We start from the raw sequence: 25,105 nt of genomic DNA on the forward strand, positions 1-25,105 counted from the left end.
TACCGTCATCGTGGACGTGCGTCCCGCCCGTGGCGTCTATGGATAACCATAGGCAACGAGCGAGACCGGAGAACGCACCTTTTCGCGCAGGATCGTCTTGAGGACGCGCCAGCCGTCCGGAATGGCGCGCAGATTGCTCAAGCCGCTGATGCGCGGTGCCTCGAAACTCGCGACTTCGACAATGTTCAGCTCGTTCTTCAGGGCCCGCACGTTGATGAGGGTCTCGATCTCGAAACCATCGCAGTCGCAGTTGAGCGTGGGGACGTGCTTGGTCCAGAACGCCATGTAGCCGTAGCACAGGTCGGAGAACGAGCCGCCGTAGAGCATCCGGACCAACATGGTGAGCCCCCAGTTGCCCAGCATGCGGAACAACGACATATCGTCGGTTCCTGCGCCCTGGAGAAAACGCGAGCCCTTGACCAGATCGGCGCCGGCGATCAGCGCGCCGACAAAGACGATCGCCTCCTCTGGAATCATCGAGCCGTCGGCATCGATCATGACGATGATATCGCCGGTGGCAGCCCGGAATCCGGCCTGCAGCGCGGCGCCTTTGCCGCGCCGCGGCTCCATCACGACCTTCACGTCCTCGCGCAGACCGCGCGCGACCGCAACCGTGTCATCGGTCGAACGTCCATCCACGATGATCACTTCGTGGGCCCATGCCGGGATGCGGGGCAGAAGCCAGGGGAGATTCTTGGCCTCGTTGAGTGTCGGGACGACGAACGTCACACGCGGCATCATCAGCGGCCGCCCGAGCGCGAGATTGATCGCGTCAGGCACCGATACTGTACTGACGGGGGAGAGGCTGTTGGGAATGGGAGCGTTCATGGCAACACCGTGCGATCAAATGGCCGGACCTGGCGCGCAGGTCGCGAGCCTACAAGAATGCTTGAGAAGTATTGGGCAAGAGCCCGTGCAGGATGATAGGTCCCGTAGACGAACCGACACACCGGACCGAAGCTGTTTGCTGCGGCGGGACCGATAAAATGCAGGCCGGGTATCGAAGTCTCGTATTGCGGTGAAAGCTGCGGCGCTCCCTCGACCAGATGGATTTGGCGAAGCAGCGTCGGGTTCAGGAAATTCAACCGGCTGACATCGATCTTGTAGCCGGTCGCGAAGATCACATGGTCGGTCTGCAATGATTGGCGCGCTCCGTCGGTGCTGGCCAGATCGAGCAGGACGCGGCCATTGCGGATCCCGATGCCTTGCAGCGAGGTACCGAGCCACATCGGCACCTTGCCGACAACGCGGTCCTTCACGAACGCGCCGCCCAGGGGACCCAGCGCCTTGGCGTTGGCAAGCCGTATGCGCCGTTCCTCGGACAACAGCTGGATGAGATGGGGATAGTTCGCGCAAGCCGTCAGAGCCCAACCTGGGCCGATGCCGCTCAACGGCGCCATCATGCGTTCGACGGACGATCGATTGCGGGGACGGTTGGCAAAACGCATTCGCTGGGCGCGCGCCACCAGTGAAACCGGGATCCCCCGTTCGTGGAGCAGCGCGGCGAGATCGGTCGCCGACGATCCGGATCCGACCACGGTCACTTCCTTGCCGTCCAGTGCATCGAAGGAGCCGTAGGCGCCGCTGTGCGAGCACAATTCGGCAGGTAGATCTGCGACCTCCTTCGGCAGGTATTTGAAGGGCAGCGTGCCGACGGCCACCACGACGCGCCGCGCGTTGACCGTCTCGCCGTCGTCTAGGCTGGCGCGAAGGCCGCCGTCGATAACCTCCAGCGCGGTGAGCTTCTTGTTCTCAACGGTGGGCACGTATCGCATCCGGAAGGCTTCGGCGTAGTCGATGAACCGTTCCAGCGTCAGCGGCGTCAACGTGTCATGATAAGGCAAGGCACGTTCGGTGCTGAACGACTTCACCGTGAATTCCGATCCGGGATCGGAGAGACTTGTCGCCCAAGGGTAGGACTTCAACAGCATGCCGCGGGGCATGTTGTGCTTCCAGGGGCCCATGGACTCACCGAATATCCGGTGCTCCACTCCGCGTGCACGCAAATGTGCAGCCAGCGACAAGCCGTAGGGGCCGGCTCCTATGACGGCCACATCCACGGATGTGCTCGATCGGCCCATATGCGCACCTCCCGCACGAAATAAAAAAGGTAGATGAGATGAAAAAGACATCGGGAGATTGAAACGCGAAACTCTCTCCTGGCGACCCTCTTCCGGCGATCCTGAGCTGACGAGGATCGCTGATGCAGCTGCGCAGTGGAAGCGCGATAGATGGTTAGCTCTTTGTAGTTATCCTCTTGCGTCTCAACGGAAATGGTTCTGCAATACCGACGTCGCCAGCGACGATTTCGATCGTTGCTGGCTTGCTCAGGCGACGCCTGCCGGCATCGAGCACGACCAGGCGGGGTGTCGGTCCGGGCGGGCCGAAATCTCGGATGGAAGCGGCTCGTAGCTGGCCGTGACCTGTCGCAGCCGCCTGACGCGACCGAACGCGTCGATCACCTCGAGGCCGGATCCGCGATTGTAGGTGTGGCAGCCGAAGCTCGCCGCGCGAATGACGCCGACCGGGGTCTGAGCAAATTCCGACAGGCTGAGCGCGTCGAGCCGGCACAGCGTGACCGCATCGCCATAACCGCGCGAGCAATCCTGGACCGGGCGCAGAACTTGACCGTGGTGCTCGATGAAGGCGCCTGCCGGACGGCTGAGCGAGGCGTCGATCAGGACCGGATTTGCGGCATGAGGGACCCAGGGGCCGGTCAGGCTCTCCGCGCGGTAGATATCGAGGACGTCCCATGACGTGGATCCCCACCGCCTGGGGCTGACGAAAAACCAGCAACGGCCTTCGCGAAACAGCGGCGTACAGTCGTAGGCCTCGACCCGGTCGATCAGGCACGCTTCCCGGGCCCACCGGGTGGGGAATTCGACCGCGCGGTACAGGCTGACATTCCTCGCCGCGCCGGATTCCGGGATCATCCAAATTTGTCCGTCCCGCTCGAACACGAACGGGTAGGAGAGATGATGCGGCTCTTCCAGCACGATCCGCGGCTCACTCGCCGTTCCGTCGCGGTTCACGGTCACGACCGCGACGCATCCTCGCTTTTTCCTGTAGGAGTATTGTTCGACGAAGATGAAATCCTGCCCCCGGTGGCTGAAGGGAAACGGGTCGGCAAGGTAACTGTCGGCATCCGCGGCGAGCATGTTGAAGACGGCCGTGCCCCGGTCGAGCAGGCTTGCCGCTTCGTCGCGGCGCCAGCCGACGCCCCACATCTTGCCGCCCCTCGCGATGATATTCAGCAAGCTGACGGCTTTCGATGCCACCCTTGCGCTGGCCCACACGAGGGTCGAAGAACAGGGGCCTGGGGGCCCGTTCATCCGCGTGCGCGGCGCAATGGATGCCGCCGCGGGCTCCTCGCGCAAGGCCTTGAGGATCAGCAGGACGGCGCATGAGAGGCTGCCATCAAGGGTCATGGCGAGCACGGCGCGGTCTGCGCTGGCGGGGCGTGCCGTCCAGGGGCCCCAGGGGCGCGCGGTGTCGTGCAGTTCGACGAGCAGGTCTTCGTCATTCGCCAGCGCTGCCAGCGTCCCAATTTCGCCGGGGACGCCGTTGAAGCGCGGGGTCAGCACCCGCTGTCCGGGAGCGGCAAGCGCCTCGCCGCTGAGATTGATCACGATGTCTGGCGTGGTCGTCGGCCGCGCCAGAGCGCGCAGCGCCGCCGCCACGGAGTCCGTCGCGCCATCGCCGCGAACGCGGTAGACGAGCCGCTCCAGCTCGAGCAGCAGACGGCATGTCGGCGGCAGCGGATGGCGATCCGATCCGAAGCTGCACGAGACCTCGTTGGCCGGATTGTCGGCAAGCGCGTCCGCCAGCCAGAGGTGCCAGCGCAATAGCCGTGACGGATCAAGATGCAGGCAAATGCGCATTGACACCCCGAGCCCGGTTCAGTCCTTCGCCTGCGCGACCTCGGGAGCCGCCGATGCGGAAAACTGCACCTTGTGTGTCTGCGGCATGAGGCCGCGCTCACGCGACCGGCCGCAAAACTATGCCTAAAACCGCATCCGGATGCGTGATGCCAGACGAGGTAATCCCTCGGTGAGGTTGCGCTCAGCCGGCCGGCAGCGTCAATTGGACGCATGAATGTGGGCTGGTCGCCGACCAAGATTGGATCGATTTCTGCATACAGCTGCGCACCGAGTGCCGAACTCTGCGAGCCGTGGAACGATCTCGTCGCGCGCGTCGATGGCAACGCGTTCATGCATCCTGTGGCGTTGCTTGCGGCCGCCGCAACCGGGTTTGCCAAGATCCACGTCCTGATTGCCTGGGACGAGGGGGTGAAGCCGCATTGTCTAGTCGGCTTTTGGGCGCTGTGCGAGAGGCGCAATCTGCCGACGGCGCCCGCGTTCCTCGAAGCGATCCCTTACAACTATGCGTTCAGCTCGAATGCCGTGGTCGACAGCGTGCGTGCCGATGAGGTGGTGGCGGCATTCTTCGACGTGATCAGACGCGACATTCGACTGCCCAAGATCATCAAATTGCGCTCCTTCGAAGCTGATCCCGTCGTCTATCCGGCGATGCTCCGGCAGCTCGAGGGCAGGGGACGACACCGCGAGCTTGCGCGCATCGAACGCCCGTTTGCGGATCCGAGCGCAGGGATCAAGAAATCGGGATCGACCCGCAAGAAGCTGCGCCAGGATTGGAATCGGCTCTCCGCGACAGGAAAGGTCGGGATTGTGAACGATCGAACGCCGGCCGCGACCGAAGCTGCGTTCGAAATCTTTCTCGCGCTCGAGGCGGCGAGCTGGAAGGGCAAGGAGGGAACGGCGCTGCTGTGCGATGCCGGCGATGCGCGCTTTGCCCGCCAATTCATCCGAGACCTTGCCGCGCACAACCTGGCCTCGGTTGCGCTGCTGCGCGTCGATGGCGTTGCGATCGCGGCGCAGGTCCTGATCTACAGCGGCCAGCGGGCCTATACATGGAAAACCGCATTCGATGCGTCCTTCGCCGGCTTTTCGCCGGGGGCGCTGCTGATCAGCAGGATCACGGAAGAGCTGCTCGAATCCGGTCAGACCGACACGATCGATTCATGTTCGTCGGCGGATGGGATCATGTCGCAGCTGTGGACCGGCCGACGAACCATGGTCGATACGCTGATCGATGTCCGCGCACGTCATCCGCTGGCTTTCGCGATGGAAGTGGCGGAGCATCAGGGCTATCAGCAGTACCGCAATGTGCGCAGCCGAATTTGGCACGCGATCCAGAAATCACGGTAAGCGCGCAGACGCGCCAAGGCCTCGGCGATCGTAGGCTCAGCGACAAGCGCGCCTAGGTGCGATCCCGCAGGCGCTGCGTCCATCCTTCGGGCACGAACTGATCGCCGTCGGAGATCACGCCGATCTTGCAAGCCGCGGAGATCGCCGCGCCGACGAAGAAGCGTAGCCTGCGCTGGATGCGCCAGCTGATGCCCTCCTCGATGGACATCGACCGCAACCGGTAGGCCCACGATTTGGAGGTTTCGTCGTATTCGCGCTTCACCGGATCGTCGTAGAACTGTTCGATCTTGTTTACAGCCATGCCGGGACTTGCGAGCCAATTCGGAATATGGACGTTGCAGAGCCGTTCGACGTCGGTGAAGACCTTGCCCGCACCGGTGCCGGCCGCCGGGCATGAACTCGCGAACGCGTCTCCGACAAGGGCGATCCCGGCCTGGCGATGGCCCTGGCTGACATAGAGATCGGCGGGGCGGATCTTGACCGGCCCAACCAGCTCGACGTCGCCGATGATGCGGCGCAAATTCGGCATCAAAGCGAACAGCGCGCGCTCCGGATTGTGGCGCATCTCCCGCAGCCATGGATCGTCCATGGTCCGGTAGACCATCAGGTTGGCGCGCATCGACGCGCCGATCGGAAACAGCGTGAGATAGGCCATCCGGTCGCTGGCGCGCTCCGGATAATAGGTCAGGGCCGCGAAGTCGAATGCCCTGCCGGAACGGGGTTTGATGTCGAAGGCGATGGTGATCGAATGGCAGGGGCTCGTGACGGTGCGTTCGATGCCGAGCTGGTCCTTCAGCGCAACGCTCAATCCGTTGGCCAGCACGACGAGACGCGTTGAGATGGTGCTGCCATCGGACAGCGAGACCTGCTGACGGTCATCGCCGGTGACGATGTGAACCGCCTTGGCGACGACGTTCGTCACGTCAGGCGGAATCGCGCTGCGCATCACGTTGACGAGGTTGTCGTACAGGATACCGTATTGCCCACCCGGACGCTTGTCGATCACGCGCCCGAAGCGGGCGATCCAGGCCTTGCCGTCACGGATCGCGCCGTCGAACGTCGTCGCCGCCAGGGCAATGTCGGCGAGACCGGTCTTCTGCAAAATCGCGACCTGACCGCGATCGAGCTTCTCGCATCGCAGATCCGGCGGATAGACCGGATGAGGGTCGACCAGTGCGGTGGGGATGCCCGCGCGCCCCAATATTGCTGCGGTGGTCGAGCCGGCGAGGCCTGCGCCGATCACCACCACGTCAGTGTCCGTCATGGCGCACTATCCATACTGCTGCATCTCAACTTGCCATGTTCGATCCGGAGCCCGTGGGTCACTGTAGAGAAAACAGCCCGCCGGAGCACGGTGCCGAAGGGAGTAATCCTTCGGGGAAGTTGCGTTCGCCTGTGCGCGATAGTCACGTGGACGGATGAGTGTCGGCTGGAAAGGCGCGAAAGACAGGCTGCGCAACATTGGACTGCGTGTCCTTGTGTATGCGCTTCTCACTGCTCCGGCACTGGTGAATGCAGCAGAGAGCCCGGCTGCCGACGGACCGCCGCCAACGCCTTTCATCAAGGCTCAGGGAACGCATTTCACAATTGACGGCAAGCCGTTCTTCGTGACCGGCGTGAACAACCACTACCTCACCTTCGGGTCACAGCAGGAAGTCACCCGCGTGCTCGACGACGCGGTGGCGATGGGCGCCAATGTGGTCCGTACCTTCCTTCAGCCCGTCATCGGATCGCTCGACGGGAGCATGGCGACGATCTGGCAGTGGCGGATGCAGGCCGACGCGAGCGATCTCGGCGTCAAGGGGACCTATCTGATCTATTGGGACGATAGCGAAGGCGGGATGGCCTTCAATGACGGCGCCAACGGGATGCAGAAGGTTGATTTCCTGATCGCCGAAGCGAACAAGCGACACCTGAAGCTGATCATCGCGTTTCTCGACTTCTGGGCCTACACCGGCGGCGCGCAGCAGATGCGGGCCTGGTATGGCAGCGAGGACAAGTCCGGGTTCTTCTTTCGCGACCGGCGCACGCGGCGCGATTACATGAGTTGGGTTCGTCACGTCGTGCAGCGCCCCAATTCGCTCACCGGAATTGCCTACCGCGATGACCCGACCATCATGGCCTGGGAGTTGATGAACGAAGGCAACGCCAGTCCGGAGAGCTTGCGATTGGCGTGGACCACCGAGATGTCCGCCTACGTCAAGTTCCTCGATCCCAATCATCTCGTCAGTTCAGGGCATGCCAATGTCTCCGACAAATTGTCGGACCTGTCGATCGCGACGCTCGATTTCGGGACCTGGCACGGCTACCCGCTCTACTACAAACTGACGGTCCAGCAGTTCGCAGACAGCATCACCGAGTTCTGCCAGATCGCGGCGCGCGCCAACAAGCCGGTTCTGCTCGAGGAGTTCGGTTACGCGCGCTCCAATCCGGACTCGGCTGCGGCTTACGCGATGTGGCTCGACAAGCTGCAGCGCGACCCCAATTGCGCCGGCTGGATGGTTTGGCGCCTGGTATCGCGTCAGGACAGCGGCCGCTTTCCTGCCGATGAACACGATCAGTTCGATATCCGCAATGATGGAAGCGCGATCTGGAACGTCTTCAAGGCGGCGACGGCACGAGCGAAGCAGGCGCGCGAAGCCAGCCAGGCTTCGGATAGCGGACGGAGAACGCCATGATCGAGGCTTCGGTGGTGATTTGCGCGCACACGCTGGACCGCTGGGATGTGCTGCAACGCGCGGTCGCGTCGGTCCGCGCCCAGACCCGGTCCGCCAGGGAAATCATCCTGGTGATCGACAACAACGAAGCCCTGCGCACGCGTGCCGCGCAGGAGATTGGTGGCGTCACCGTCCTCTCCAACATCGGCCAACCCGGTTTGTCCGGCGGACGGATGACCGGGGCGGAGCACGCCAAGGCGTCGGTCATCGCTTTTCTGGATGACGATGCCGCTGCCGAGCCATGTTGGCTTGAGGATCTGCTGGAGGCCTACCAGGATCCAGCGGTGCTGGGGGCGGGGGGACCGGTGCTGCCGCTGTGGCAAGCACCGCCGCCTTCCTGGTTTCCCGCCGAGTTCGGGTGGGTCGTCGGCTGCACCTATGCCGGCATGCATGTGGAGGACGGGCGCATCCGCAATCCGATCGGCGCCAACATGTCGGTGCGGGCCGACGTGTTGCGCGCTGCCGGCGGCTTCACGTCGGATCTCGGACGCCGCAAGCTTGGATTCTCCGTCAGCGGTCGCGCGAGGTTCGGCGGCAAGGCCGAGAGCTGCGAGGAGACCGAGCTCTGCATCCGGGCCGCGCGCCTCTATCCCGGCGGCTACTGGGCCTATCGACGGCGGGCGCGGGTGCACCATGTCGTGCCCGCGCAGCGGGCCACCTGGGCTTACTTCGTTCAGCGTTGCCTGATCGAGGGCACCGCCAAGGCGGTCTTGCGCAATCTCGCGGGAGCCGGTGACGGGCTGAAGTCCGAGCAGCGTTACGTTCGCGAAGTTTTGCCGCGTGCCGTAGCGAGCGAGCTCATGGCGGCGATGCGCGGCAAGTTCGACGCCGCGCGGCGCGCCGGCGCGATCGTGGCCGGCTTCAGCCTCACCGCGTTTGCCTACACCACGGCACGGCTCGGCGGCATCGCCGACGCCTTGTCACAGCAATTGTCGTCGCGCGCCCAGATCGAGAGATCCTAGCGCGGCATTGCACGGAATGCCTGTTCGACCGATACGGTGACTGACATGATCTTGCTGACCGGAGGCGCTGGATATATCGGGACCCACGTCTGCATCGCGCTGCTGGATGCTGGCTTCGATGTCGTGGTGATCGACAATCTCTGCAACAGCAACAAAGCCGCGCTCGCGCGTGTTGAAGCAATATGCGGGCGGCCGCTTGGCTTTCACTGCGTCGACATCCGCAACGAAGAGGCGATCTACGACGTGCTCCGGTCCTGTGGCGTGACCGCGGTGATCCATCTTGCGGGATTGAAAGCGGTCGGCGACTCCAACGTTCATCCCATGACCTATTACGACAACAATGTCGTGGGAACGATGCGGCTGGTGTCGGCAATGAAACGGGCTGACGTCAGGACGCTGGTCTTCAGCTCGTCAGCGACCGTCTACGGCATGCCCGCCTACCTGCCGCTCGACGAAAGGCACCCGCTGGCGCCGACCAATCCCTACGGCCGCACCAAGCTGTTCATCGAGGAAATGCTCAAGGATCTCCATCGCTCGGAGCAGGATTGGCGGATCGGCATCCTGCGCTACTTCAATCCGGCCGGCGCGCATGAGAGCGGCCTGATCGGCGAAGACCCGATCGGCGTTCCGAACAATCTGGTGCCGCTGGTCGCACAAGTGGCGATCGGAAAGCGCGCGAAGCTGCGGATCTGGGGAGACGACTACGACACGCCTGACGGCACCGGTGTCCGGGATTTCATTCACGTCGTCGACCTTGCGGCCGGCCATCTCATTGTCCTGCGCCACCTCGAACAGCCCGGGGTGTTCACGGTCAATCTGGGAACGGGAAACGGCAGCAGCGTTCTGGAGGTTGTTCGCGCATTCGAAGCCGCGAGCGGCAGGCCAATTCCGTATGAGATCGCAGAGCGGCGGACCGGCGACGTCGCGATCTGTTGTGCCGATCCGACATTTGCGAAACAGGCGCTGCACTGGAAATCGGCCAAGTCGCTGGCGCAGATGTGCGCGGATCACTGGCACTGGCAGCTGAAGAATCCGGAAGGATATCGCCACATCTAGCTTTTCCGTCTCCGTTTCGGACAGCACGCCGCTGCGCGACTTCGAGTCGCTTGCCGCGCGGCCTCGATATCGACGATCTCGTGGCGATCGCGTCGAGAATTAAATCCCAATCGAACTAAGGCCTCCGCGTCAAAATGTTATGTGAATAAGGCGAGCGGCTCCGCAAACGCCTGTGTGAAGTTCATTTTGAAACCATTTTTCGCCATACTTGATCTTTAGCCAACCGACCTGCAGTCGAAGGGGCGTACCTCGAAATCTCCACTGCGTTGAAATGTGCCCGCGCATCACGTGCGCCGGGCGTGCAGTATGTCGCGCGTTTCGCGGCAGGGGAATGATCGCGCAGTTCGCGATGTTGGAATGGGTCGCGCAGTTCGCGACGGTGGAATTCTTCGTTCAATCTTCCGGAAGGGACATGGAATGGCACTTGCCGCGCCAGCAGGATTCACGTCAAGCAATCTCGTCTATCAGGAAAGCTTCTCCGGCACGACGCTGGACAGCTACTGGCACAACTACATCACCAGTCGCGCCGCCAACGGGTGGGCGTGGAATAGCAACGGATCGGGCGGAAGCGGGCCGGGCGGACCGTACGACGCTGATTACGACATGCCGAGCCAGGTGACCGTGAATAACGGGGTCCTGGATCTCACGGCGATCAGGCAGAATGTCACCGGCATGAATCAGGGCACGGCGCAGTCGTTTCCGATCACGTCCGGCGCCGTCAGCAGCTACGGAAATCTCGAGTTTGATGGCGGTTACCTTCAGATCAGCATGAAGGCGCCGAGCGGCGACGGTGCATGGCCGGGGCTGTGGCTGATGCCCGGCGCAGGCGCGAGCAGCGGCGATAATTTCGAGATCGATATCCAGGAGGGGGGATATACCGGCAACGGGCCGGCGAACCAGGCTTTCACCTGGCATCTTCACACGCCCTCAGGGACGGTCGGCGGCACCGTCAACACCGGCATCGACCTTACGGCCGGCTTCCACATCTACGGCATCAACTGGGTGCCCGGCCAATCGATCACGTGGTATCTCGACGGAAGGCAGATCGCGACGGTGACCAGCGCGCAGGTCCCGATTCCGAACGAGCCGATGCAGTTGATCATGAGCAACCAGGTCGCGAATTCGAACGCGGCCGGCTGGCATACTGCGCTCGACAGTTCGACTCCCTCATCGATGGCGATGCAGATCGACGAGATTCAGCTTTATCGGGCGGCCGGAAGCGGCGGCTCCGTCACCGGTGCCAACGTCACCGGATCGGCGTCGACGACGACCCCGACAACCCCGTCACAGCCGGCCACGACCAGCACTTCGGACACGACCGCTACCTCAATTGCCGCTCCGACCACTGTTGTCACGCCGGCTGCAACCTCGGACCCGACTTCGCCGAGTACCGCGGCAGTCGACCCGGGCACGGTTACTACAACGACCGTCCCCAGCTTCCTAAGCGCGATGGGAATGGCTTCACCGTCCGGCTGGTCGGCGAGCACGACCGGCGCAAGCACTGGAAGCTGGGCAAACCAAGATTTTGCGCAACCGAGCTCGTTGGCTGACACCACACGGCAGACGGGCTCATGGTCTGGAAATCAGGGCACGGCGGCGGCGTCTGAGCCAAGCAACAGCTTTGCGTTGCTGAACCAGTATCTGGCCAGTAGCTCCGGTCCGAACAATGGCGGTTCGATCGCTGTAGCGATAGCCGGCGCCGACTGGACTCAGAACTCGTTCCTGACCAAACCTCAGAGCTAGTGCGTTAGCGGGCCTCACGTGGGGGCGGCCCTTCAAGGGGCAATCTGTTGTGTGGTGAGCCTTGGCCTGTATCGTCCGGCAACGTCGTGCGCCGGTGCGGTCGCCGCTCTGCGGGTAACGAGGACCAGGTAAGATGTTGATCTCTTGGTGGGCCCGGCAGGACTCGAACCTGCAACCAGACCGTTATGAGCGGCGGGAAACGGGATGCAGCCTTTGATTATTCTACGTTTTTTGTGATGATTGGCCGTGTTTATCGCGCTCGGCGGGATCGTTTCTGGTGCGAAACTGGTGCGGTTGGCGTAGCTTGCGATCCCGACCGCTGAACGGCATGGCTCGTAGGTTCGACTTCTCTCTCTCTCTCTCTCTCTCTCCGCCAGATCCACCAGAATTTACATCAGTTTTCGTTGTTTTGGGCCGCCAACCCCCGGTTCAACCGTCGGCGCGATTTGGTCGTCGGGCTCAGATCTCCGAGACAAACCGTCCGAAGTCTCGGTGCCTGCAAGGCTAAAGTGTTGCGCCAGCACGCCGCTTCGTTGGGTGGGCACTACGCCGCAGCCAGACGATTCAGCATTGCTTGCCTATGCAACTCGACCCTACGCGATGTCGGCAGAGAAATCGCGCCGCTCTGTTCGAGTTGGGTAAAGGTGCGCGAAACGGTCTCGATGGTCAGGCCCAGGTAGTCAGCGATATCCTGCCGGCACATCGGCAGCTCGACGACGCCGTTCTTCGCGGCGCGGCGTTTCATATCGAGCAAGAAGCCCAGAACGCGTTCTTCAGCACTGCTGATCAGAAGGCTCAAATGCTCCTGGAAGCGGCGCAGCTCGCGGGCGGTCGCATTCCAGAGCTGGCGCGCGAGTTCCTTCTCCCGGCCAACCCGCGCCAACAGTGCGCTGCGTTTCACCGCCAACAGACGCGTCTCGCAAACCGCCTCGGCGGACGAGATGTGGGCCTCATCGGCCTCGAGACCGAAAACATCTCCTGGCAAGTAGAATGCACCGATCTGGCGGCGGCCGTCTTCCAGGATCTTGTAGGACCGGACGGCGCCGGAGATCACCTGATAGACATACTCGGCATCCTCGTCCTCGCCGTAGATCTCGGCATTGCGGGCAAACCGCATCGCCGTGCCGGTCACGCCGAACGGCCCGGCTACCGGGGCTTGAGCCGGAGCGGTTCCGACTGGATGACGGGCGATCTCGAAGGAAACGGCGGCCTGGGTCTGCATAACGGCACTCCATCGCGGGATAACGGGTGCAGATTGATCCTTATTGGTGCCGCGGAAAATTTGGATATTTCCCCTAAGTAGAAGCCACCTACGTAACTATACGTAGGTCCTCGCGCGTGGCTCAATGTTCCCGGGTCCCGCGCAGGGCTTGCTCCAGGTTCGTCGGCACCATGCCATATGTCCTCAGCACCGTGGTCCCGGTCTCCGGGTCACCGCTCCGGATGATCGCGGCGGCGCCGGCGTGGCCCAATACCTTCCACAAGTGCTTGGCATGCTCGATCGCAGCGGATGGATTGGCGCATTTGAGCTGCTGGCCGGGAACAAGCTGGCGGTCCGCGTGATCGTAGGGCAGCGCGATGAAGTGTGTGATCTCGTGCATCGATGCCTCTCTCAAACTCAATTGGCCCGGTGATACCGAAGATGACGATGTAGGAATCAGTTGGCGGCGGACCGTCAGCTGGCCGCCTTGATGTCTTCCGGGGATGCCACGTAGAAGCCCGAATAACCATCGACGAAGCAGAGATGATCGTGGACGTTCTTGACGCCGGACGTGGCCTCGGCCAGTTCGACTGCAGCCCGGCGCGCGCGTTCGTCGAAGATCACGCCATACAGGTGTACATCGCCGCCGCGCACCTGGACCTGAAACCCGGCCGGACGCCAGGCTGTGGCGTAGACTTCCCTGGAAATGTGTTCACGAATGTGATCGTCGTCGGCGGTGGGATCCGGAATTTCGTGCGCAAGAGTGGCTACCGCCCGGAGAATATCGGCGCGGGTGATGATTCCGACAAGGGCCGGACCGTTCATCACGGGTAATCGCTTGACACGGTGTTTCTGCATCAGCTGAACGATTTCGGCGAGGGGCGTTTGCTCGTCGATGGTGACAGGGTTCGCTGTCATCACATCCTCGACCTTGCGGCCGCACTCGTGGACAAAATCCGTGGCGGCGGTGCCGACGCCCGCGAAGAACTCGAGCCACGCCGACCGCCTGCGCTCGGTGCCGATCTCGCGGCGGCGTAGAAAGTCGCCCTCGGAGATGATTCCCTTGAGCGCACCCTTATCGTCGATGACCGGCAAGCCACTCACATGGCAGCGCAGCATGATGTTGGCTGCTTCAGCGATGGGGGTCTGCGCGCTGATGCCGACGACATGCCTAGTCATGATCTGATGAGCACGCATATTCAACCTCCGCTGCAGTAACCTTGGTAGTTAATGGATAGCGATGTATGGGCGACGCGTGTTGATCTGGCTCAGTCGGTCGCCTTGCCATTCTCCAGTGATTTCAGGAACAGGATGAAGTCATTGATCTGATCTGGCTCGAAGCTGAACTCCGGCATTGCCGGATGTCCGGTGACAATTCCTTCTGCTAACGCTTCCTGCAGCATTTCGACCGGATAGCGCTGGTGCAAAGTGCGAAACGGCGGCGCGATCGTCAGCGGGCTTGGACTAACCTTGTCGATGGAGTGGCATCGCGCGCATTAGAGCCGCGCTAACCGGCGTCCCTGTTCGAAGTCGGCGCCGGCTTCCGTCGGCAGCGCAATCGCAATCATCATGACAACCACGCCACCGCAGGCGCGCATGATCGAACTGACCTGTCTCATCGCTCTTCTCGTCATCAGTGCGACATCAAGACAGGAACGGTCATCGACCGAAGCATGTCGCGCGTCACCCCGCCGAGCAGCGTCTCCTGCAGACGAGAATGGCCATATCCGCCCATCACGAGCAGATCGAGGCTCTCGTCCGCGGCAAGCGACACGATCGTTGGCTGAACCTCGGACCGGGACGCCGGGATCGACGCCAATCGCGCGGGAAGGCCCAACCTTGCGAGATGCCGCATCAAATGGTCGGTCGAGGCCTCGGGCAGCGTCCATGCCGAACCGGTGACCGCAGTGATCACCGTGAGCGCATCGGCCATGCGGAGCAAGGGCATTGCATCTCGCAGCGCACGGGCAGCGAGCCGGCTGCCATCCCAGCAGATTCCGATCCGTCTGGCGGCGAACGTGCCCCTAAACGTATAAGGCATGAACAGGACCGGGCCGCCAGCCTGGAATAGCACCTCCTGCGGGATCACATTGTCGTAGCTGGTATGGTTGGGCTCCGGTTGTCCGATGATTGTCAGGTCGTGCAGCCGCGCGCCGGCACAGACAATTGATCGCGCCTGGGCGGGGGACGCGCTCACGGCGCGCATCGTATAGGAAATGTTCGCATGCCGCGCTACCGCGTCAAAGACCCGGAGCGCAGCCTCGGCCCGCTCTAGTGCCTCCTCCCGCTCGACCTCGAAGATCGAGGCGACCGCTGCGCCGCCGTCGACGGCGAGGGAGATCGTGGCGGTTTCATACCCGATCGCCACAGCGTCGAGATGTGCGCCCATCTTGATCGCCAGCGAAATCGCCCCGTCGACCGCCGCTCGCGCCAAACGTTCCGTCGGAATGTGGGCCAGTATGTTGTGGAACATCGCCGTTCTCCGTGGCGCGGATTGCTTCATCAAAGCACGGCTGAGCGGTGGCCAGTTTGATCTACCTCATTTGCAGCGGTCCGTTTCAGTTGATCCAGATCAAAAACGGAGGAGGAGCATTCTGCTATCGTGCGTCGGCCCGAAAGAGGGGTTAACGCGTCGCGCTCGCCGGTCATTGTCGATGGAGGAAGTCCGATGCTTGCAACCGAAGCGATGCGTAGCTCGTTCGCATCGATTGCGCCAACCGCAGCCTTGCTCGACGCCATCAAGTTACTGCTCGAGAGCGGTCAGTGCGCTCTCCCGGTCATCGACGATCGCGGCATTCTCGTCGGTGCAATTTCGGACGCTGATTTTCTCCAATTTGACGAGGCCGAAATGAGCGCCTCATCGGGCAGCCGGTCTGGGCAACTTTTCGGCGCTGTGGAACGGCTTACCCAGCGTGACGGAATGCTCCTCGTCGCCATCTTCATGAACTCTTCGCCGGTCGTCGCGAATATCGACGCATCATTCGATGAAGTCATTGCACACATGGACCTCTACAAAGTCGATCAGGTTTTGATCGTTGACGCTGGATCAGTCCTCGGCGTCCTTAGCCGCCGGGAGGTGCTGGCGGTGCTCGAGCGCAGATGGAGCAGCGAGGTCGCCACGACGAGCGCGGAACTGACCGCCGCGAAGTGATGGCGCATCGAATTGCAGATCGCAGCAATTTCTCCAACGGCTGGTTTGCGGAGACAAGGCGCACAGCAGGGCGCACCAGCCGTCATGTTCATCGATCGACCCGCGCCTGGCGTTCTTCGAGCTTTGCCGCGTCGTTGACGTATCGCAGAAACAGCGCCAATCCGGAAGCTGCCGACACAAAGGTCGTGGTCCACGTGATCGTGGTGAGAACGAAGGCTGCGTCGAGCCGCCAGGAGGCGTGCGGTGGCTCGGTCGAAGCAAGCGGCAGAACGTCAGGGAAGAACCAGTCGCAGGCCACTGCGAGCACGACCGAGAGCACGGCGCTTCCGATAAAGAGCAGGGACAGTTGCGGCTTCATCTGGTCCTCCTGTCAATTGCAGGGCGATGTTGTTCGAACTTGGCGAGAGTGCCAATTCCGGATTTTCCCGTAGGCGATCTCCGCGCGAGATTCCGCAATTAGTTGGCGCCAGAACGAACGTGTTGCGCTTTTGATCCCCGTCAACGCCCGTCGGGCGCTTCCGATTAGCTTCAGGTTCATGCGGGAGGCGCCTCGCTTCAAGGCGATGCGGTCGACAGGACTGTGCAAGCCGCCCGAGCAGAACTTGGCCAATGACAAGGAGCCCAGCCATGTACGAGTTTCTTCAGGAGACCGTCGCGAACAATATGACGAAGTCGGCGCGGAGTGTTGCTCCGGAGATGACCGTCGGCGACCTCTATCGGCTGTTTGCCAGGGATGATTACGACGCCTATCCGGTGCTGCGCGACGATGTTGTGGTCGGCTTCGTCACGAAGCTTGATGCCTTAAAAACGTTCGCCTTCACACCCGATCAGATGCTGCCGCACTATGCCGATCGCATGGGAACGACGGTCGACGAGATCATGTCGAGCGAGGTGATCGCGGTCGAGCCGGATGTAAATCTGCAGCGCGTCCTGCAGTTGATGGTCGCAAATCGCCTCAAGAGCCTGCCAGTGATCGACAGGTATCATCACCTGCTCGGCATCATCGCACGCGAAGACGTCATGCGCGCCCTGGCGCGCTGTACGAAGCGGCAGGCGCCGTCATTCGTTCCCTGCGAGACGGCACGACGCCTGCGCTTGGTCTAGAGCGGGTCGTTTCTCCTCGATCGCTTGAACGAAGTACTTGCGGTTGACTTTAGAGCCCTGCGGCAATCGCGATCCGCATCAACTCCGACATGCTACGTACATTGGTCTTGGCCATCAGGTTGGCGCGGTAGACCTCGACCGTGCGAGGGCTGATGCCGAGATCGTGGGCGATCATCTTGTTGATCTTGCCGGCCACCAGTCCCCGCAGCACGTCTCGTTCACGCGGCGAGAGATCTGCCAGGCGGGTTTCAGCGTCGCGCCGGACCGCACCGTCGGCCGGCGTCGTCGACTGTGGCTGCAGGGCTTCCCGGATCGCGCGCAGCAAGGTCTCGTCCTCGAACGGTTTTTCGATGAAATCGATCGCGCCCGCCTTCATCGCCTCCACCGCGAGGGCGACATCGCCGTGACCGGTCATCAGGATGACGGGGCAGGCTATCGCGTCGGCTTTGAGCTTGCGGACAAGTTCTAGGCCGCTCATGCCCGGCATACGAATGTCGGAAATGACGCAGTCAACGGCGTGTCGCGCGAAGCGATCGAGGAAATCGGTCGCCGTCTCGAAGGTCGCAACGGAGAATCCATTGACGTCGAGGAGGAACGCGAGTGAATCTCGCATCGCGGAGTCATCGTCGATGACAAGGATTGTGCGGCGCGCAGTCATGTCTCTTCTCCGGCCTCCGCAAAGGGGAGGGTAAATTGAAAGACCGTGCCGCCGCCCGGGTTCGGCAGGGCATCAATGCGGCCTCCGTGGGCTTCGATGATCGTCCGGCAAATCGACAGTCCGACGCCCATACCGTGCTCCTTTGTCGTGACAAAAGGCTGGAACAGGCGATCCGTGATGCCGGAGCTGATGCCGGGTCCGGTATCGGCGATGGTGAAGATCGCCTCATCTCCCGTCTTGGTGACGCCAACGGTCAGTTCGCGACGCGCGCTGGTGGCCATCGCCTCGATCGCGTTGCGGACGAGGTTCAGCACGACCTGCTGAATCTGGATCTTGTCGACGATGATCGATGGCATGTCTCGGTCGCTTCGAATGGCGACTCGGACGCCCTGCTCCTTGGCGCCGAGCAATGCAAGGGCGACGGCCTCCTCGAGCAGGGTGACCGGACTTTCCAGCGAGTGTTCTGTTTCGCCCTTTGCGACGAATTCGCGCAAGCGCTTGATGATGTCCCCGGCCCTTAACGCCTGTTGCGCGGCACGATCGAGGGCGTCACGCATTCGCGCGGTATCGAGCGTTTCGGCCGCCATCAGCGTCGTTGCGCCGCGGATGTAGTTCGTCACGGCGGAGAGTGGTTGGTTGATCTCATGGGCAATGGACGATGCCATTTCGCCCATAGCGGTCAATCGCGAAACGTGCACCAGTTCCGATTGCAGTTCTTGCAGGCGGCGCTCCTGCGCTCGTCGCTCGGTGAGATCGCGCACAAAGCCGGTGAAGAAGCGGTCTCCGGGTGCCTTGGCCTCGCCGACAGCGAGCTCCATCGGGAAGGTCGAGCCGTCGCTCCGCTCTCCGACCACAATTCGGCCAATGCCGATGATGCGACGCTCCCCGGTGGTCAGATAGCGTTCGAGGTAGCGGTCGTGCTCGCCGCGATAGGGCTGCGGCATCAGACTCGACACATTTCTTCCGACAATCTCGGCCGGCGACCAACCGAACAAGCGCTCGGCCGCGGCGCTGAACGAGCGAACGATCCCGCGATCGTCGATCACGATCATGGCGTCGGGCACGGTATCCAGGATCGATTGAAGATGGGCCTGGCGGTCCCGTGCCTGCTTCGATTCCCGCAACAGCCGATCGCCCATGAAGCCGAGGATAGGGCCGAGGATCGCGAAGCATGCAATATCGATTAGGTTCGCGGGATCGGTGACAAGCGATTTGCCGAGGGACTTGGCGCTGATGCCGAGGCAGAGAACGGTGGCGAGAAGTGCAGGGCCGCGACCGCCGGCGAACGCGGCAAACAGCACGACGGGCACGTAGATGATTGTGAAAGTCCGGTCTTCAAAAAAGCGGTCCAGTGCCGCGCGCAACATAAGGACGAGCGCTGCTGCTGCCAAGGCGGTGCCATAGCGATACCAGATGCGGTCGGACATCTTTCCCCGAGAGAGCCTTACATTCGTCCGACAGTACAATGTTCGGGCGAGCAAGGCCACCGGCCGATCAGCACATGCCGGCTCAACTCCAGTGAATACATTCGGAGTTGCTTTACTTCACCCAGACACGCCAATGAGTTGGCAGCACCGTGATGCGCTCGGCGGTCCCGACCTTGCCCCAGCCGCCGGCGAAACGACGACAGGGAAAGACCAGCTTGTGGATGGCGTTACCCTCGATGACCGCAAGCTCCAGGTCGCGGTCAAAGGGAGCGGATTCAATCCGCTCCCATGTCTCGTCAGCCTTCGGAGGCTCATGGGCACCTCGTGCCGGCACGTTCAGGCCGCGCTCCGGGTCGGCTCGGCCTCGTCGCCGGTTTTCCGGGCGAATAGGTTCAGCTCGATGGTGCTCAGGCTACGTGCGGTCTCGATCGCATAGGTCGCATCCTCCGCACCGCGCGCCGTGCGGCGCTTCATCCAGTCCTGCAAGTCCGTGATCTTCTCGGCCACCGAGGTGCTTGAGTTGAACTTGCGGAACAGCTCCCAAGCCTCGTTCGACTCGATCTGGATCTGCTCCAGCCAGTGCCGATTGGCCTGAATCAGCTTCTCGGAGAATTCGGACTGCACCGCGATTGCCCGCTTGGCGGCGCTTTGGATCGCTTCGGTGACGGCACCCGTGCCTGGCCGATTTTTGCTGTGATCTGTCATGTTGAACGTCCTCGGTGAGTGGAAGACCTTTGTCCCACGATATCGCTCAGCCTGTTGATTTGCGTCAACCGCGGCAATGCTTTCCAGTGGCCCGGGCAGCCTTCAAGCAGGGTGAAGCTAGCGGGGCCAGGCGGCGAAGTTAGCCGTGGTCGGTGTGATGACCGAACCGGTTTGAGGGTTGACGAGGTGAATGCCCTCGCATGCAGTGCAAGTCATTGGGTGCGGGCCGTCACTGTCGGATCGCTCGCTCGGCAGTAGGCCTTGAACACGGTCGCCGGTGGCCGGGCACGAGAAGATGATAGGGCGCCAAGCTTGTCTGTCGGCCATTTGCGAAACCTCAACGAAAACGCAAGTCTAGCCGTCCGGGATTGTGAGTTGTTGATGCAGGTCAAAAACCCGTTGCTGCCTTAGAACGGTCGACGCCGCGGTGCAGGCCGCCGAAGGCTTGGGCCGACGAACGGCCTCAGCGCGGCGCGCCGAACCGGGAATACCAGGCGGGCAAATGTGACGACGGTGATCGCGACGACCCCGATCGTCGCTAGCACGGCACTGAGCATGATTTTCACCTCCGAGGATATGACCGCCCGCGGCAGCCGGACAGAGCACGATGATGAAGCAATCCTCGCTCGCTATTGATTGCGGTGCTTTGATCGACGTCAAATCAGGGCCGAGGTTGTTGAGGTTGAGGCGAGTCAATGTCGCCGACGTCGCCTGATGCGAGAGTGCGTGCAGTTGAAAGGAAAAATGCACATGCGCACACACCAGGTCATGACGAGGAATGTCATCACTGTCGGAACCGACACCTCGATCCTCGAAGCCGCAACGCTCATGATGGATCATCATATCAGCGGGCTTCCAGTCGTCGACGGTGCTGGCAAGCTGCTTGGCGTTGTCTCGGAAAGCGATTTTCTGCGGCGGAGCGAGATTGGCACCCAACGCCGGCGTCCCCGCTGGCTGCAATTCCTTGTTGGCCCTGGCCTTGCGGCTGACGAGTTCCTGCACGAGCGGGGCCGCAGGGTCGGCGCAATCATGTCGGGCGATCCCGTTACGGTGACCGAAGAGACGCCGCTGCAGGAGCTTGTCGATGTGATGGAAAAGAAGCGGATCAAGCGTGTGCCGGTGACGCGCAACGGTCGCCTAGTCGGAATGGTAACGCGTTCCGATCTGTTGCGCGCGGTCGCAGAAATCGCTCATGAAATCCCGGATCCGACGGCGGACGATCAACACATTCATGATCGCATCGTGCGTGCCCTTGAGACGCGCGATTGGCGCCCGCTCGGCCTGCAGGTCACGGTGAAAGGCGGCATCGTGCATCTGCGCGGCATTATCACCGACGAGCGTGCAAGGCGGGCTGCCATTGTTGCTGCCGATAACGTCACTGGGGTCAAGGCCGTGCACGATCATCTCTGCTACGTCGATACCTATTCCGGCTTCTACATTCAGTCTGCCGAAGACGAGAAGTTGGCCGCTGAAGCCGCGAAGGAGGGGGCAGCTTGATGGAGCAGGTCGTACTGCTGCTCTGCGTGCTCGTTGTGGCAGCGGCGGTCACCGCCGCTGCGCTGAATATCGACCTGCTCGCAAGCCTGCTCACGGTGTGCGTGATCGTCGGCTTCGCCGTCGCCGCAGCTGCATGTACGGTCGGCCGGGACGCCGCATAAACAGTTCTGATGTTGCGTCAGATCAATGCGGACGAGCGTATCGCCGTCAAGATATGCAATCAACGAACCAGCCTATCCGAGGGTGTCATGCCATCGTTCGACGTTCGCTTCATCAAGACTGTATGCGACGATACCGGTCACGAGCATCGGGCCTGTCAGGCGATGTTCAAGGTCGATGCGAGCTCGCTCACCACGGCCGCGCAGCTCGCGGAGGCAGACTTCTGCCGACAGAAGGGCGTCCGGGACTGGACCATCTTCGCTGACTCCATCGAACTGCGGATGCCTTCGGCATGGGGCGGCTAGGCGGAAATCGTGGACAGCGTCGCTCGCCGGTATTCAGGGCTCAACGTCCCCAGATACACCTCCTATCCGACGGCCGCGGATTTCACGCCGTTGGTCGCCGGTCGGGATTTTGCGAACTGGCTCGGCAAGCTTGCAGCCGGTGAGATCATCTCGATCTACCTGCACGTGCCGTACTTTCGGGAGCTGTGCTTCTATTGCGGGTGCAATACCAAAACGGCCGTTCGCGACAGCATCGTGACGCGTTATCGCGAAGCGCTTGAAACGGAGATCGCTCTCGCCGCCAGCTTCATGCAGGGACCGCCCCATGTCGCCAGGCTGCATTGGGGCGGAGGCACACCCAGCATCCTCGGAATTGAAGGGTTGCGTCGTGTCGCCTGATCTAAGGCATGACGTGCCACGACCAGATCGCCAGCCAGAGCGCTGAGGTAGCCTTTGATCGCCCATGCCTGAGCTAAATTCGGATTGAGATCGAGGGATTGATCGCTCAAAGCAAGACCGCGCTCTAGCTCACGAGTCATGTTTCCAATTATGTAGGCGGATAGACAGATAGAAATTTGGCACCGCGGCCATCAAAAGTTGGCGGCGCCGCTTTCCAGTACGCCTCAAGTCCCGCTCGATCACTTACGCTTCGGTTCAAGGCAATCATGTAAGCTGGCATGGTCTTTTCCCGGGAATGCGCGTTGCTAAAGTATGAAAATTGAGCTTCTGAGCCTAAAGGTTCGATGACCCTAACACGCTCTGACATTCGCCGGGGCAGTCATGTCGGCTTCCGGTTGAAAGCCGGCCGGGTCGCTAAACTTGATAGCGTCGGTCCTGCCCCAAAGGGCTGGCGTTGAGGAAGCCAAGACGATCTTGGCTCGGGTAATCTGGACTGCGTCGACACATTTCCCTATTCTCTGCTTTTCGGGCCATGCATCTTATTTTGAGCAAACCGAATGCCTTTTCTCGGATTCAGCCGCCGGACCTTGCTGGTGGGATTGCTCATCGGCTTAGGCATCATCGGCGTTGTTTCGCTCATTCTGAGCTATTTTCTGCCCGCTCCACCTTCGAAAGTAACGATGGCTACTGCGTTTAAAGGCGCCAGCTTCGACTGGTTCGGGCAGCGCTACCGTGAGCATTTCGCCAAGGCTAACGTGGCCATGAACCTGCGGGAGACTGATGGTGCGCTGGAGAATCTAGCCTTTCTGCAAGACCCTAACTCGGGGGTTCAGATTGGTTTTGTTACCGGTGGCGTGTCGAACGCCTCACTTTCATCGGGCCTCTTATCCCTCGGCACCGTCGATTATCTCCCCATCTGGATTTTCTATTCATCGGGCGAGCCCATCGACCGCCTGGTCCAGCTCAGAGGCAAGCGAATCGCGGTTGGGCCGGTTGGAAGTGGCACGCGCCATACCGCTGAAGCAATCCTTGGCAAAGGTGGTGTTTCGGCCGAGACAGCAACCCTTGTGCCGTTGGCGGGGAGCGCGGCAGCTCAAGCTTTGTTTGACGGAAAGCTGGATGCCGCGTTGATCCTTGGTGCGCCTGATGCATCGGCTGTGCAATCACTGCTACGGGCGCCCAATGTCCGCCTGATGAATTTCCCGACCGCCGAAGCATTCACCCGCATTTTTCCAAATCTGGTCCGGTTGGTGCTCCCCCAGGGCGTGGTGGACGTCGAAGCAAACATCCCACCAAATGATATCTCTCTCATCGCAACGACGAGCAGTGTTCTCGTTCGCAGCGATCTTCACCCTGCGATTGTCAGCCTGTTGCTGACGACAATGGTGGACGTTCACAGCAAACCGGGAATCTTTCAACGCGCCGGCGAGTTTCCAAAGCCAACGGATCCGGATTTTCCCGTCGCTGCAGCCGCCATCGAGTTCTACAAGAATGGCCCTTCGTACTTGCAGAGACATTTGCCGCTATGGATGACTGTCCATGCGCAAAGAGCGATCGCCGTACTCGTGACGGCCATCGCGATTGGTCTGCCGGCGTTTCACTATCTGCCGCTGCTTTACCAATGGATTATGCGCCGGCGACTGCTCTATTGGTACGGGGAGCTCAAGTCGCTAGAGATCTCGATTGATTCAAAGGCGAGCAGCGGCGATCTGACTCCGCAGCAAGCTGAACTCGACCGCATCGAAAGGGCAGTTAGCCAAATACGCTTTCCCTTGGCGTTTGCCGATCAGATCTACGACCTGCGCGGACACATCCATATCGTCCGTCGTCGGTTTGCGCCGCAGCCAAATGGGGCGGAGCGGGCAATAGCCGAATAGCACAAGGCGGGGAGGGCCCCGCATTTGGCGGACGATGTCAGCGTCAGGCTGGCCCCTACGGGTGGCGTCCGCGATGGGATTTACATGCGACTAGTCGGCCAGAAATGTATCCCGGCTACTGAGCAGTCCAACCTCCGTCGATTGGAATGGCCGCTCCAGTGATATTATGGGACATCGGCTGCGCCAGCCAAAGCGCAAGGGCGCCGATCTCCTCGGGCTGAGAGGTCCGCCGGCTCGGCTGCTTCTCCGCCAGCAGATCAGCAATACCTGCGTCGCGATCGCCCCCAAAACGCTCGGCTCGCGCTTGGATCTGCGGCTCAATGAGCGGCGTTTCAATAAAGCCAGGGCATATGCAATTCACTGTAACCCCGCCGTTTTCTCGTGAGCCGACTGCGGCGTATTCAAGCGCAGCCACACGCGACATGCCAATCAAGCCAAACTTCGATGCAACATAAGGAGCTTTGCTGACCGATGCGACTAGCCCATGCACGGAAGCAATATTGATCACACGCCCGTAGCCTCGCTCGGCCATTTTCGGTAGCGCATGCCTCATCGTGTCGAACGCAGCTGAAAGATTGACCGCAATGACATCGTCCCACACCTGACGCGTGGCATCCGCGAGAGATACTGTATGCTGAATGCCGGCATTGTTCACCAAGATGTCTGTACCACCCCAAGCGTCGACCTCGGCCATCATTCGATCAATAGCGCCCGGCGAGCGCATATCTGCATCGAAGAACCGTGCATCGGACGCACCGCTATCCAACAGCGCTTTCACTGCTGCGGTCGACTTGCTCTGATCGGCCAGTCCGTGCACGCCTACGCGCGCGCCTGCAGACGCAAACGCCTGGGCGATGGCGAGTCCGATGCCTTGAACCGACCCTGTAACCAACGCCGTTCGTCCTTCAAGAACTCGCTCCACGTTCGTTTCCCCCGC

The 25,105-nt window shown here is 61.6% G+C and carries 28 protein-coding genes and 1 pseudogene; 13 read left to right on the forward strand and 16 right to left on the reverse strand.

The window, feature by feature from the left end; translation table 11 throughout:
* Positions 1–36 precede the first annotated feature (36 nt).
* From JQ616_RS37370 to JQ616_RS37380, 3 genes are all read right to left on the reverse strand, one after another.
* Positions 37–828, reverse strand: coding sequence for a glycosyltransferase family 2 protein (locus JQ616_RS37370; RefSeq protein ID WP_249137824.1), 792 nt, complete (start codon positions 826–828; stop codon positions 37–39).
* The gene (locus JQ616_RS37375; protein ID WP_349630100.1) at positions 825–2,132 is read right to left on the reverse strand and encodes an NAD(P)-binding domain-containing protein; all 1,308 of its coding nucleotides are present in this window, start codon (positions 2,130–2,132) and stop codon (positions 825–827) included. Before JQ616_RS37375 ends, JQ616_RS37370 begins: the two co-directional genes overlap by 4 nt.
* Positions 2,133–2,327: 195 nt before the next feature.
* Positions 2,328–3,881, reverse strand: coding sequence for a glucosamine inositolphosphorylceramide transferase family protein (locus JQ616_RS37380; RefSeq protein ID WP_212023186.1), 1,554 nt, complete (start codon positions 3,879–3,881; stop codon positions 2,328–2,330).
* Positions 3,882–4,091: 210 nt separating this feature from the next.
* On the opposite strand from JQ616_RS37380, the gene JQ616_RS37385 reads away from it, so the two are divergent.
* Positions 4,092–5,228, forward strand: a complete 1,137-nt coding sequence (locus JQ616_RS37385) for a GNAT family N-acetyltransferase (RefSeq protein ID WP_212023187.1) — start codon at positions 4,092–4,094, stop codon at positions 5,226–5,228.
* Positions 5,229–5,280: 52 nt separating this feature from the next.
* Here JQ616_RS37385 and JQ616_RS37390 read toward each other — a convergent pair whose 3' ends face one another.
* Complete coding sequence (locus JQ616_RS37390; RefSeq protein WP_212023188.1) at positions 5,281–6,492, reverse strand: FAD-dependent oxidoreductase; 1,212 nt, start codon at positions 6,490–6,492, stop codon at positions 5,281–5,283.
* Positions 6,493–6,706: 214 nt separating this feature from the next.
* On the opposite strand from JQ616_RS37390, the gene JQ616_RS37395 reads away from it, so the two are divergent.
* The 4 genes from JQ616_RS37395 to JQ616_RS37410 all read left to right on the forward strand — a co-directional run bounded on the left by JQ616_RS37395 (position 6,707) and on the right by JQ616_RS37410 (position 11,706).
* On the forward strand, positions 6,707–7,906 hold the full coding sequence (locus JQ616_RS37395) for a glycoside hydrolase 5 family protein (RefSeq protein ID WP_349630101.1): 1,200 nt from the start codon (positions 6,707–6,709) through the stop codon (positions 7,904–7,906).
* Positions 7,903–8,907, forward strand: coding sequence for a glycosyltransferase family 2 protein (locus JQ616_RS37400; RefSeq protein WP_212023190.1), 1,005 nt, complete (start codon positions 7,903–7,905; stop codon positions 8,905–8,907). The genes JQ616_RS37395 and JQ616_RS37400 overlap by 4 nt, the downstream gene beginning before the upstream one ends.
* A gap of 45 nt (positions 8,908–8,952) precedes the next feature.
* The gene (gene galE, locus JQ616_RS37405; protein ID WP_212023191.1) at positions 8,953–9,963 is read left to right on the forward strand and encodes a UDP-glucose 4-epimerase GalE; all 1,011 of its coding nucleotides are present in this window, start codon (positions 8,953–8,955) and stop codon (positions 9,961–9,963) included.
* A 417-nt stretch (positions 9,964–10,380) separates the two neighbouring features.
* Positions 10,381–11,706 carry a glycoside hydrolase family 16 protein gene (locus tag JQ616_RS37410; protein ID WP_212023192.1) on the forward strand — a complete coding sequence of 442 codons (1,326 nt, stop codon included), beginning with the start codon at positions 10,381–10,383 and terminating at the stop codon, positions 11,704–11,706.
* A gap of 544 nt (positions 11,707–12,250) precedes the next feature.
* Here JQ616_RS37410 and JQ616_RS37415 read toward each other — a convergent pair.
* The 6 genes and pseudogenes from JQ616_RS37415 to JQ616_RS37435 all read right to left on the reverse strand — a co-directional run bounded on the left by JQ616_RS37415 (position 12,251) and on the right by JQ616_RS37435 (position 15,380).
* Positions 12,251–12,928 carry a helix-turn-helix domain-containing protein gene (locus JQ616_RS37415; protein WP_212023193.1) on the reverse strand — a complete coding sequence of 226 codons (678 nt, stop codon included), beginning with the start codon at positions 12,926–12,928 and terminating at the stop codon, positions 12,251–12,253.
* Positions 12,929–13,049: 121 nt separating this feature from the next.
* Positions 13,050–13,307, reverse strand: coding sequence for a hypothetical protein (locus JQ616_RS37420; RefSeq protein ID WP_212023194.1), 258 nt, complete (start codon positions 13,305–13,307; stop codon positions 13,050–13,052).
* A gap of 74 nt (positions 13,308–13,381) precedes the next feature.
* Positions 13,382–14,104, reverse strand: a complete 723-nt coding sequence (locus JQ616_RS37425) for a CBS domain-containing protein (RefSeq protein WP_212023195.1) — start codon at positions 14,102–14,104, stop codon at positions 13,382–13,384.
* Between the two features lie 71 nt (positions 14,105–14,175).
* Positions 14,176–14,403 (reverse strand): annotated as a pseudogene (locus tag JQ616_RS37430) (c-type cytochrome); the annotation flags it as partial.
* A complete protein-coding gene (locus JQ616_RS39980) occupies positions 14,404–14,526 on the reverse strand; it encodes a hypothetical protein (RefSeq protein ID WP_433996038.1) in 123 nt (40 codons plus the stop codon).
* Between the two features lie 14 nt (positions 14,527–14,540).
* A complete protein-coding gene (locus JQ616_RS37435; protein WP_212023196.1) occupies positions 14,541–15,380 on the reverse strand; it encodes a universal stress protein in 840 nt (279 codons plus the stop codon).
* A gap of 195 nt (positions 15,381–15,575) precedes the next feature.
* Here JQ616_RS37435 and JQ616_RS37440 point away from each other — a divergent pair, with 195 nt between their 5' ends.
* The gene (locus JQ616_RS37440; protein WP_212023197.1) at positions 15,576–16,058 is read left to right on the forward strand and encodes a CBS domain-containing protein; all 483 of its coding nucleotides are present in this window, start codon (positions 15,576–15,578) and stop codon (positions 16,056–16,058) included.
* 88 nt (positions 16,059–16,146) lie between these two features.
* Here JQ616_RS37440 and JQ616_RS37445 read toward each other — a convergent pair whose 3' ends face one another.
* The gene (locus JQ616_RS37445) at positions 16,147–16,416 is read right to left on the reverse strand and encodes a hypothetical protein (RefSeq protein ID WP_212023198.1); all 270 of its coding nucleotides are present in this window, start codon (positions 16,414–16,416) and stop codon (positions 16,147–16,149) included.
* A 269-nt stretch (positions 16,417–16,685) separates the two neighbouring features.
* On the opposite strand from JQ616_RS37445, the gene JQ616_RS37450 reads away from it, so the two are divergent.
* The gene (locus JQ616_RS37450; protein ID WP_212023199.1) at positions 16,686–17,162 is read left to right on the forward strand and encodes a CBS domain-containing protein; all 477 of its coding nucleotides are present in this window, start codon (positions 16,686–16,688) and stop codon (positions 17,160–17,162) included.
* Positions 17,163–17,211: 49 nt separating this feature from the next.
* Here JQ616_RS37450 and fixJ read toward each other — a convergent pair whose 3' ends face one another.
* The 4 genes from fixJ to JQ616_RS37470 all read right to left on the reverse strand — a co-directional run bounded on the left by fixJ (position 17,212) and on the right by JQ616_RS37470 (position 19,952).
* Complete coding sequence (fixJ, locus tag JQ616_RS37455) at positions 17,212–17,820, reverse strand: response regulator FixJ (protein WP_212023200.1); 609 nt, start codon at positions 17,818–17,820, stop codon at positions 17,212–17,214.
* On the reverse strand, positions 17,817–19,247 hold the full coding sequence (locus JQ616_RS37460; protein ID WP_212023201.1) for a PAS domain S-box protein: 1,431 nt from the start codon (positions 19,245–19,247) through the stop codon (positions 17,817–17,819). The genes fixJ and JQ616_RS37460 overlap by 4 nt, the downstream gene beginning before the upstream one ends.
* Positions 19,248–19,359: 112 nt before the next feature.
* Positions 19,360–19,581: a hypothetical protein gene (locus JQ616_RS37465; protein ID WP_212023241.1), complete on the reverse strand. Its 222-nt coding sequence runs from the start codon at positions 19,579–19,581 to the stop codon at positions 19,360–19,362.
* Between the two features lie 2 nt (positions 19,582–19,583).
* Positions 19,584–19,952, reverse strand: a complete 369-nt coding sequence (locus JQ616_RS37470; protein WP_212023202.1) for a hypothetical protein — start codon at positions 19,950–19,952, stop codon at positions 19,584–19,586.
* 504 nt (positions 19,953–20,456) lie between these two features.
* Here JQ616_RS37470 and JQ616_RS39730 point away from each other — a divergent pair.
* From JQ616_RS39730 to JQ616_RS37495, 6 genes are all read left to right on the forward strand, one after another.
* On the forward strand, positions 20,457–20,588 hold the full coding sequence (locus tag JQ616_RS39730) for a hypothetical protein (protein ID WP_283812716.1): 132 nt from the start codon (positions 20,457–20,459) through the stop codon (positions 20,586–20,588).
* 114 nt (positions 20,589–20,702) lie between these two features.
* Complete coding sequence (locus JQ616_RS37475) at positions 20,703–21,449, forward strand: CBS domain-containing protein (protein ID WP_212023203.1); 747 nt, start codon at positions 20,703–20,705, stop codon at positions 21,447–21,449.
* Complete coding sequence (locus JQ616_RS37480) at positions 21,446–21,610, forward strand: hypothetical protein (protein WP_212023204.1); 165 nt, start codon at positions 21,446–21,448, stop codon at positions 21,608–21,610. Before JQ616_RS37475 ends, JQ616_RS37480 begins: the two co-directional genes overlap by 4 nt.
* Before the next feature lie 9 nt (positions 21,611–21,619).
* On the forward strand, positions 21,620–21,913 hold the full coding sequence (locus JQ616_RS37485; RefSeq protein ID WP_249137827.1) for a hypothetical protein: 294 nt from the start codon (positions 21,620–21,622) through the stop codon (positions 21,911–21,913).
* A 9-nt stretch (positions 21,914–21,922) separates the two neighbouring features.
* Entirely contained in the window at positions 21,923–22,291 is a 369-nt protein-coding gene (locus JQ616_RS37490) for a hypothetical protein (RefSeq protein ID WP_212023205.1), read from the forward strand.
* Positions 22,292–22,848: 557 nt separating this feature from the next.
* The gene (locus JQ616_RS37495) at positions 22,849–24,168 is read left to right on the forward strand and encodes a TAXI family TRAP transporter solute-binding subunit (protein WP_212023206.1); all 1,320 of its coding nucleotides are present in this window, start codon (positions 22,849–22,851) and stop codon (positions 24,166–24,168) included.
* A 115-nt stretch (positions 24,169–24,283) separates the two neighbouring features.
* On the opposite strand, the gene JQ616_RS37500 is transcribed toward JQ616_RS37495, so the two are convergent.
* Complete coding sequence (locus tag JQ616_RS37500; RefSeq protein WP_349630102.1) at positions 24,284–25,090, reverse strand: 3-hydroxybutyrate dehydrogenase; 807 nt, start codon at positions 25,088–25,090, stop codon at positions 24,284–24,286.
* Positions 25,091–25,105 lie beyond the last annotated feature (15 nt).

The organism is Bradyrhizobium tropiciagri, from assembly GCF_018130545.1.
Taxonomy (GTDB): domain Bacteria; phylum Pseudomonadota; class Alphaproteobacteria; order Rhizobiales; family Xanthobacteraceae; genus Bradyrhizobium; species Bradyrhizobium tropiciagri_A.

Coding starts and splice junctions, on each gene's coding strand:
- JQ616_RS37370 (WP_249137824.1), bottom strand. CDS start 828: ATGAACGCTCCCATTCCCAACAGCCTCTCCCCCGTCAGTACAGTATCG.
- JQ616_RS37375 (WP_349630100.1), bottom strand. CDS start 2,132: ATGTCTTTTTCATCTCATCTACCTTTTTTATTTCGTGCGGGAGGTGCG.
- JQ616_RS37380 (WP_212023186.1), bottom strand. CDS start 3,881: ATGCGCATTTGCCTGCATCTTGATCCGTCACGGCTATTGCGCTGGCAC.
- JQ616_RS37385 (WP_212023187.1), top strand. CDS start 4,092: ATGAATGTGGGCTGGTCGCCGACCAAGATTGGATCGATTTCTGCATAC.
- JQ616_RS37390 (WP_212023188.1), bottom strand. CDS start 6,492: ATGACGGACACTGACGTGGTGGTGATCGGCGCAGGCCTCGCCGGCTCG.
- JQ616_RS37400 (WP_212023190.1), top strand. CDS start 7,903: ATGATCGAGGCTTCGGTGGTGATTTGCGCGCACACGCTGGACCGCTGG.
- galE (WP_212023191.1), top strand. CDS start 8,953: ATGATCTTGCTGACCGGAGGCGCTGGATATATCGGGACCCACGTCTGC.
- JQ616_RS37410 (WP_212023192.1), top strand. CDS start 10,381: ATGGCACTTGCCGCGCCAGCAGGATTCACGTCAAGCAATCTCGTCTAT.
- JQ616_RS37415 (WP_212023193.1), bottom strand. CDS start 12,928: ATGCAGACCCAGGCCGCCGTTTCCTTCGAGATCGCCCGTCATCCAGTC.
- JQ616_RS37420 (WP_212023194.1), bottom strand. CDS start 13,307: ATGCACGAGATCACACACTTCATCGCGCTGCCCTACGATCACGCGGAC.
- JQ616_RS37425 (WP_212023195.1), bottom strand. CDS start 14,104: ATGCGTGCTCATCAGATCATGACTAGGCATGTCGTCGGCATCAGCGCG.
- JQ616_RS39980 (WP_433996038.1), bottom strand. CDS start 14,526: ATGAGACAGGTCAGTTCGATCATGCGCGCCTGCGGTGGCGTGGTTGTC.
- JQ616_RS37435 (WP_212023196.1), bottom strand. CDS start 15,380: ATGTTCCACAACATACTGGCCCACATTCCGACGGAACGTTTGGCGCGA.
- JQ616_RS37440 (WP_212023197.1), top strand. CDS start 15,576: ATGCTTGCAACCGAAGCGATGCGTAGCTCGTTCGCATCGATTGCGCCA.
- JQ616_RS37445 (WP_212023198.1), bottom strand. CDS start 16,416: ATGAAGCCGCAACTGTCCCTGCTCTTTATCGGAAGCGCCGTGCTCTCG.
- JQ616_RS37450 (WP_212023199.1), top strand. CDS start 16,686: ATGTACGAGTTTCTTCAGGAGACCGTCGCGAACAATATGACGAAGTCG.
- fixJ (WP_212023200.1), bottom strand. CDS start 17,820: ATGACTGCGCGCCGCACAATCCTTGTCATCGACGATGACTCCGCGATG.
- JQ616_RS37460 (WP_212023201.1), bottom strand. CDS start 19,247: ATGTCCGACCGCATCTGGTATCGCTATGGCACCGCCTTGGCAGCAGCA.
- JQ616_RS37470 (WP_212023202.1), bottom strand. CDS start 19,952: ATGACAGATCACAGCAAAAATCGGCCAGGCACGGGTGCCGTCACCGAA.
- JQ616_RS37475 (WP_212023203.1), top strand. CDS start 20,703: ATGCGCACACACCAGGTCATGACGAGGAATGTCATCACTGTCGGAACC.
- JQ616_RS37485 (WP_249137827.1), top strand. CDS start 21,620: ATGTTGCGTCAGATCAATGCGGACGAGCGTATCGCCGTCAAGATATGC.
- JQ616_RS37495 (WP_212023206.1), top strand. CDS start 22,849: ATGCCTTTTCTCGGATTCAGCCGCCGGACCTTGCTGGTGGGATTGCTC.